The organism is Micromonospora sp. NPDC048907 (genome assembly GCF_055586885.1).
Window position 1 is genome coordinate 4,151 of sequence record NZ_JBVJHI010000015.1, and the last position, 6,137, is coordinate 10,287.

At 71.7% G+C, this 6,137-nt stretch carries 8 protein-coding genes; all 8 read left to right on the forward strand.

Features of this window, described 5'->3' with window-relative positions; genetic code table 11:
* The first annotated feature begins 65 nt into the window (after window positions 1–65).
* Window positions 66–464 carry a transcriptional regulator gene (locus tag ACZ6PY_RS30260; protein WP_466078710.1) on the forward strand — a complete coding sequence of 133 codons (399 nt, stop codon included), beginning with the start codon at window positions 66–68 and terminating at the stop codon, window positions 462–464.
* 263 nt (window positions 465–727) lie between these two features.
* Complete coding sequence (locus ACZ6PY_RS30265; RefSeq protein ID WP_466078686.1) at window positions 728–2,374, forward strand: FtsK/SpoIIIE domain-containing protein; 1,647 nt, start codon at window positions 728–730, stop codon at window positions 2,372–2,374.
* Window positions 2,371–2,682, forward strand: a complete 312-nt coding sequence (locus ACZ6PY_RS30270) for a spread protein (protein WP_466078689.1) — start codon at window positions 2,371–2,373, stop codon at window positions 2,680–2,682. Before ACZ6PY_RS30265 ends, ACZ6PY_RS30270 begins: the two co-directional genes overlap by 4 nt.
* Window positions 2,683–2,700: 18 nt before the next feature.
* Window positions 2,701–2,889, forward strand: coding sequence for a hypothetical protein (locus ACZ6PY_RS30275; protein ID WP_466078692.1), 189 nt, complete (start codon window positions 2,701–2,703; stop codon window positions 2,887–2,889).
* The gene (locus ACZ6PY_RS30280; RefSeq protein ID WP_466078695.1) at window positions 2,886–3,152 is read left to right on the forward strand and encodes a hypothetical protein; all 267 of its coding nucleotides are present in this window, start codon (window positions 2,886–2,888) and stop codon (window positions 3,150–3,152) included. The genes ACZ6PY_RS30275 and ACZ6PY_RS30280 overlap by 4 nt, the downstream gene beginning before the upstream one ends.
* On the forward strand, window positions 3,137–3,736 hold the full coding sequence (locus ACZ6PY_RS30285) for a hypothetical protein (RefSeq protein ID WP_466078698.1): 600 nt from the start codon (window positions 3,137–3,139) through the stop codon (window positions 3,734–3,736). Before ACZ6PY_RS30280 ends, ACZ6PY_RS30285 begins: the two co-directional genes overlap by 16 nt.
* Window positions 3,733–4,170, forward strand: a complete 438-nt coding sequence (locus ACZ6PY_RS30290) for a hypothetical protein (protein WP_466078701.1) — start codon at window positions 3,733–3,735, stop codon at window positions 4,168–4,170. The genes ACZ6PY_RS30285 and ACZ6PY_RS30290 overlap by 4 nt, the downstream gene beginning before the upstream one ends.
* A gap of 223 nt (window positions 4,171–4,393) precedes the next feature.
* Complete coding sequence (locus ACZ6PY_RS30295) at window positions 4,394–6,136, forward strand: replication initiator (protein ID WP_466078708.1); 1,743 nt, start codon at window positions 4,394–4,396, stop codon at window positions 6,134–6,136.
* Window position 6,137 lies beyond the last annotated feature (1 nt).

Below are 6,137 nucleotides of genomic sequence, written 5' to 3' on the forward strand. Positions count from 1 at the left end.
CGTTAGGTTGCCTGCATCACAAAGACCGGAGCGCCGGTCAAGTCGCAGCAGCGAAGGAGTTCGTCATGGCCCTCAGAGGCGGTACTCGGTTCTCGGTTCCGTTTGAGGCGGTTTTCCCGCACGGCGCGGTTTTCGTGCCGGACTCGATCGCGGAGGCGCAGGACTTCGACGAGAAGACGCGGATGCGGACGCCGAGCAAGGACAAGCTGACGGGCCAGCGGGTGTGGCAGTGCCGGGTGATGGACATGGACCCGGAGCTGGGCGCCCGGTCCCGTGAGGTGTCGATCAAGATCCTGGCCGACCACCAGCCGGTCCCGCCGGTGGGTCCGTTCCAGCCGGTGGAGATCGAGGGTCTTCAGGTGACGCCCTACGTGGGCAGCAACGGCCGCCTCGCGTTCTCCTACCGGGCAACCGCGCTGGTCGCGCCCAAGACCCTGGCCGAGTCGCGCAAGTCGGCGGCCTGATCCCCAGATGTGGCGCGGGGCGGCCCATGCCCTAGGAAAGCCGGCCGCCCCGCTGCCCACTCCAAAACCCTCACGGCCTGGAAGGGCGGGTTCATCATGCCTGTTTTCCTGGACTGGACGCGCGGTGGTGGTGCCGGCGAGTCGGTCCCGTGTGTCATCTGCCACCGTCCGACCATCTGCCGCAGTCCGGCGGGCAAGCCGGTTCACAAGGTCTGCGCGGAGGCGTGGACGGAGCAGCACCGCGACCGGAAGGCGGCGGCCTGATGCGGGCGCCGCTGGTCAACTTCCGCCGGTTCCAGATCACCGCCCCGTGGCCGATCGTCTGGACCCTCACCGTCCTGTTCCTGCTGTTCTGGCTCGTCGTCGCCGCGGTGCACCTCGCTCTGTTGGCGGTTCGGCACTGGCGGGCCTGGCCGGTCGTCGCCCTGGTCCTGCTCACCGTCGACGCCTACCGGTCCCATGGATGGTGGCCTCACCTCCTGGTCCTGCTCGTCGTCGCAGTAGCCGCCGGGCTGTGGTGGTGGCGGGCTCGGGAGTCCTTCCACCGCCTGGTCGTGCTCCGGTCGGTGTCGGTATGGCGCCGGCTGTGGGTCTACCGGCGGCAGTGGCACGAGGTCATGTCGCTGTGCGGCCTGGTGAAGAAGTACGACGGTGGCGAGAAGCTGCCGGAGCTGCTGTCGGTGCGCTGCACCTACGCCACCGATGAGCTCGTGTTGCGGATGCCGAAGGGTCAGAACCCGGAGGTGTACCACAAGGCCGCGCGGGATCTGGCGTACTCGTTCGGCACCCGCCACTGCCGGGTGTTCTCGGTCCGCCGCCACGCGGCCCCGCACCGCTCCGGCCGGCTGGCGGGGCTGCTGCGGCTGGTCGACCGGGTGCGGTTCCGCGATCGGCCCCGGCATGTGTGGCTGGTGTTCATCCGCCGCGACCCGCTGACCCGCATCGTCGCACCGCTGCCCGTCCCAGCCCGCCCGGACTTCACCGCCCTGCCGCTGGGTCTGCGGGAAGACCTGGCCGTGTACTGCCTGCGGCTGCTGGCCACGCACGTGCTGATCGGTGGTGCGACCCGCATGGGCAAGGGCTCGGTCATCTGGTCCTTGCTGCGGTCGCTCGCCGCCGGTATTCGGTCGGGTTTGGTGCGGGTGTGGGCGATCGACCCGAAGGGCGGCATGGAGCTGTCCATCGGCCGGGGCCTGTTCTCCCGCTACGTCGATGACGACTGGTCGCGCATGGCCGACCTGCTGGAAGACGCGGTGGCTCGGATGCGGGCGCGTCAACAGGCGCTGCGCGGCAAGGTGCGGGTCCACACCCCGACCGTGGATGAGCCGCTGATCGTCGTGGTCATTGACGAGATCGCCGCGCTGCTGGCGTTCCTGCCCGACTCCGAGATCCGCCAGCGGATCACCCAGGCCCTGGGGCTGCTGCTGACTCAGGGTGCCGGGCTCGGCGTCCTGGTCGTGGCCGCCACCCAGGACCCCCGCAAGGAGGTCGTCTCCGTGCGCGACTTCTTCCCCACCCGCATCGCCCTGGGCCTGACCGAACGCGGCCACGTCGACCTGATCCTCGGCGACGGCGCCCGCGACCGCGGAGCCCTCGCGGATCAGATCCCGCTGTCGGCCAAGGGCGTCGGCTACGTCCTGCTCGACGGACAGCCCGAACCCGCCCGCGTCCGGTTCTCCTTCCTCGATGACGACCTGATCCGGGACATGGCCGCGACCTTCCCCGCCCCGCCGGAGGTCCAGCCCGAACCCGAAGCCGTCCCGGCTCCGGTGAAGCCGGCCCAGGCCACTCGCAACGGCCGGCACGTCTGCCGGCCCACCGTGCCGAAGCAGGCCGCGCCGCTGCTGCCCCCGTCTCTGCTCAACGCCCTGGACCTCAACACCACGCCGAACGGAGGTGAGCCGCGGTGACCCACCACGAGCTGCCCGAGAGCACCCCGGCCCGGATGCCCTACGCCGACGAACCCGACGAGCAGGCCCCGGAACCCCGGCGGTTCTACCGGCTGCGCGCCCCGCACGTCGACAAGACCTCGGTGCCGGTCACGGTCCGGGTCACGCCCGACGCGGATCTCTACGTCGCGGTCGGCTCCGGTCGGCGCCGCATGTACCTCACCCCGTCCGAGGCGTGGGCGCTGTGGCGCTGCCTCTCCGAAGCCGTGGCGTCGACTGGTGAGCCGCCGGAGTGGATCCGCGTGCACATCACCCCCACCACCCGCTGACCTGCCTTGGAGACCGTGATGCGTACTCGTCGCCTTGCCCGCCGGCCGATCCGCCGTACCTGCCTCGACCTCGCCCACACCGACCCCGACCAGTCCTGCCCCTACTGCGCCCCCGACACCCAAGCTGCCGCGATCCTCGACGCCGCGCTCACCCGGCATTCCGAGATCGCCGCCGAGGACGCCGAAGCGTGGGGGTGGGCCGCATGAGTCACCAACTGTGGTCCTGGCTGCTGATGGCTGTGGGCGTCACCGGCCTGTGGCTGGCGGGCAAACGCTCCTGGACCGGCTGGGCCGTGGGCCTAGCCGCGCAACTGCTTTGGCTGGCCTACTCGATCACCACCCGTCAGTGGGGGTTCCTCGTCTCCGGCTTCGTCTACGGCGCGGTCTACCTGCGCAACCTGCGGGCCTGGCTCCGCCCCGCCCCGCCGGCCACGACCAGGCCGGAGGTGACCAAGTGCGTCGCCTCCTGAACGCCGACCGCATCGAGACCGTCGCCCTGGTCCTCATCCTCCTGGTCGTCGCCGGCACCGCCGGGTGGGCGTCGTTCTCCCACGTCCACGACTGGACCATGCGCCACGTCCCGCCCGGCACCCCCGACGCCTTCGGCTGGGCCAACGCCGTGCTCTCCGACCTGGTGCCGGTGGCCTGCCTGCTCGATATCCGCCGTCGACGCCGCCGCGGCGAACCCATCGGCTACCCCGTGTTCCTGATGCTGGCCTTCGCCTCCTTCTCGCTCGCCGCTCAGCTCGCCGTGGCGGACGCAAGCCCGTCCGGGTGGCTGCTGTCCGCGTTGCCGGCGGTCGCGTTCATGGCCCTCACGAAGCTCGTCTTCACCGGCTCCACCGCCCCGGCAGTGCCGACCCCGGCTGCAGAGCCCGTCGACCTGGAACCGGTCGACCTGCCCACCACCCCGGCGCCCGTCCTCGCCCCGCCGACGCCGACCCCGGTTCCCGTTCCGGCGCCTGCTGTCGCCCCGGTCCGGTCCGCGCTCATCTCGTCGGTCGTCCAGACGCCCCGCAACGGTCAGGTCTTCGCCTCGGAGGTGACCCGATGACCCGCACCCAGCTCGCCCGCCGCACCCACGCGCTGCACCGCACGGGTGCTCTGACCCGCCGCATCGTCGGCACCCCCGCCGAGGTCGCCGCGACCGTCGCCGTCCTGCGGGACTCCGGCCGGCTGCTGTTCATGGACCGGCCCCAGCAGACCGGTGCCGATCGGGTCACCGTCACCGTCCGGTTCCTCGACACCTGCGCCCCGGCCCCTGCACCGGTGCGCCGGCTGCGCCGCGGCCCGGTCATCGCCGCCGTCACCGTCCCCGCTGTGGGCGTGCTGGCCGGCGTCGGCTACCTCGCCGCGCAGCTCACTCACACCGTCCGTGCCGCCTTCCCCGGCGTCGTGGGCGTCGTCCTGGTCCTCGTTGTCCTCGCCCTCCTGCTGCGTCGCAAGACCCGGTGCGCCGGGCTGCACTGCTCCGGCTGCCAGCACTGACCGCCATGACCACAGGCCGGCCCACCTACTGCGCGCGCTGCCGTAGGTGGGCCACGGCCCTCATCGAAGCCGGCCAACCCGGCACCGGCCGCTACCGCGCCGAGACCGCCTGCCCCCGCCACGAACCCGCCGCCCACCGCTGGGCCGGCCGACTCGGCCCGACCCGCTCCACCCCGATCGGCTCTACCCAACCCGCCCTGTTCGACCTCCCGGAGGTGACCCGTTGACCGCCCCGACCCTGCCCGGCCTCACCCCCGACAACCCCGCCCCCGACCCGGTAACCGTCCCGGCCGCTGTCGCGCCGGCACCGGGCTCCCGCGCCGCCCGTCTCGCCCTGCCCATGTCCCGGCAGGTGCTGAAGGAAATGGCGGCCGAGTACGGCGTCTGCCTGCGTCCGGTCACCCTGCGCCGCACCGACTTGCACACCGGCCAAACCGAAGTCATCGACCTGCCCTGCGGCACCACCCGCGAAGACAAGTGCGAGCCGTGCGCCAAGCGCGCCCGCCGACTCCGGCAGACCCAGATCCGGGAGGGCTGGCACCGCACCGACGAACCCGTTCCCAGCCCGAACCCGGCGACCGAGGAACAGCGAGAGCTGGTCATGCTCCGCGCGCACCTGGAATTCGCCCGCGACGAAGCTCAACGGGCCGCCCAGTTCGACCAGGTACCCGCGATCGATCAGGCCATCACCGAGGTAGAGGAAGCCATCGCCGCAGAAGGGCTCCGCGGTGCCGTCGCTCCCTCGCACGAGCAGGACGACAACCACGGCCGGCGCAAGCGATCCACCCGCCGCCGCCAGGACGCCCCCGACCTGCCCCGCAAGAAGGTCGAACCCCGCACCGTCGGGAAGGTCTACACCGCGCCGGACGGCACCCAGCACCGGCCGTCCATGTGGCTGTCGCTCACCCTCGACTCCTACGGCCGGGTCCTCCCCGACGGCACGCCGGTCGACCCCGACAGCTACGACTACCGGCGAGCAGCGTGGGATGCGGTGCACTTCGCCCGCCTGCTCGATCGGTTCTGGCAGAACCTGCGCCGCTGCGTCGGCTGGAACGTCCAATACGCCGGCTGCGTCGAGCCGCAACGACGACTCGCCCCACACGCGCACTTCGCCATCCGAGGCACCATCCCTCGGGCGGTGCTGCGGCAGGTCGCCGCCGCGACCTACCACCAGGTCTGGTGGCCGCCCGCCGACGAACCGCGGTACACCCTCGACCGGCCCCCGGTCTGGGACGCCGACCGGGGAGAGTGGGTTGACCCCGACACCCGGGAGCCGCTGACCTCGTGGGCTGACGCCCTGGACCTCATCGACACCGACCCCGACGCCACCCCAGCGCACGTGGTCCGCTTCGGCGCCCAGGTCCACGCCGAAGGCGTCACCCCCGGCACGGTCCACGCCAACCGCACCATCGGCTACATCACCAAATACATCACCAAGTCCGCCGCCGACTGCCACAAGCCAGAGAGCGACCGCCAACGCGACCACCTCGACCGGCTGTGGGATCAGCTCCGGGTCACCCCGTGCAACGAGCGGTGCGCCAACTGGCTGCTCTACGGCATCCAACCCAAGAAGGCACACGGACGCCTCCAAGCCGGCCGGTGCAAAGGCAAAGTCCACCAACGGGCCACCCTCGGCATCGGCGGCCGACGCATCCTCGTCTCCCGCGACTGGTCCGGCAAAACCCTGGCCGACCACCGCGCCGACGCGCGCGCCTGGGTCCGCCGTCTGCTCGGCGTCACTACCGGCGCTGAGGACACCGAGCACGTCGGCCAGGACGACGCGCCCGTCTACGCCTGGGAGATGGCACGGCCGGACGACCCGGATATCCCGCCCCTGCAACACCGGCTCCTCAAAGCTCTGTCCCAACGCGCCCAATGGAAGGCCGCACTCCTCGCCGCGCGAGACGAGGCGGCACAGACCTGCGTACTCACCGATCTGGCCGCCGCGACCCCTCGGGAGGACTGAT

Coding starts and splice junctions, on each gene's coding strand:
- ACZ6PY_RS30260 (WP_466078710.1), top strand. CDS start 66: ATGGCCCTCAGAGGCGGTACTCGGTTCTCGGTTCCGTTTGAGGCGGTT.
- ACZ6PY_RS30280 (WP_466078695.1), top strand. CDS start 2,886: ATGAGTCACCAACTGTGGTCCTGGCTGCTGATGGCTGTGGGCGTCACC.
- ACZ6PY_RS30275 (WP_466078692.1), top strand. CDS start 2,701: ATGCGTACTCGTCGCCTTGCCCGCCGGCCGATCCGCCGTACCTGCCTC.
- ACZ6PY_RS30265 (WP_466078686.1), top strand. CDS start 728: ATGCGGGCGCCGCTGGTCAACTTCCGCCGGTTCCAGATCACCGCCCCG.
- ACZ6PY_RS30290 (WP_466078701.1), top strand. CDS start 3,733: ATGACCCGCACCCAGCTCGCCCGCCGCACCCACGCGCTGCACCGCACG.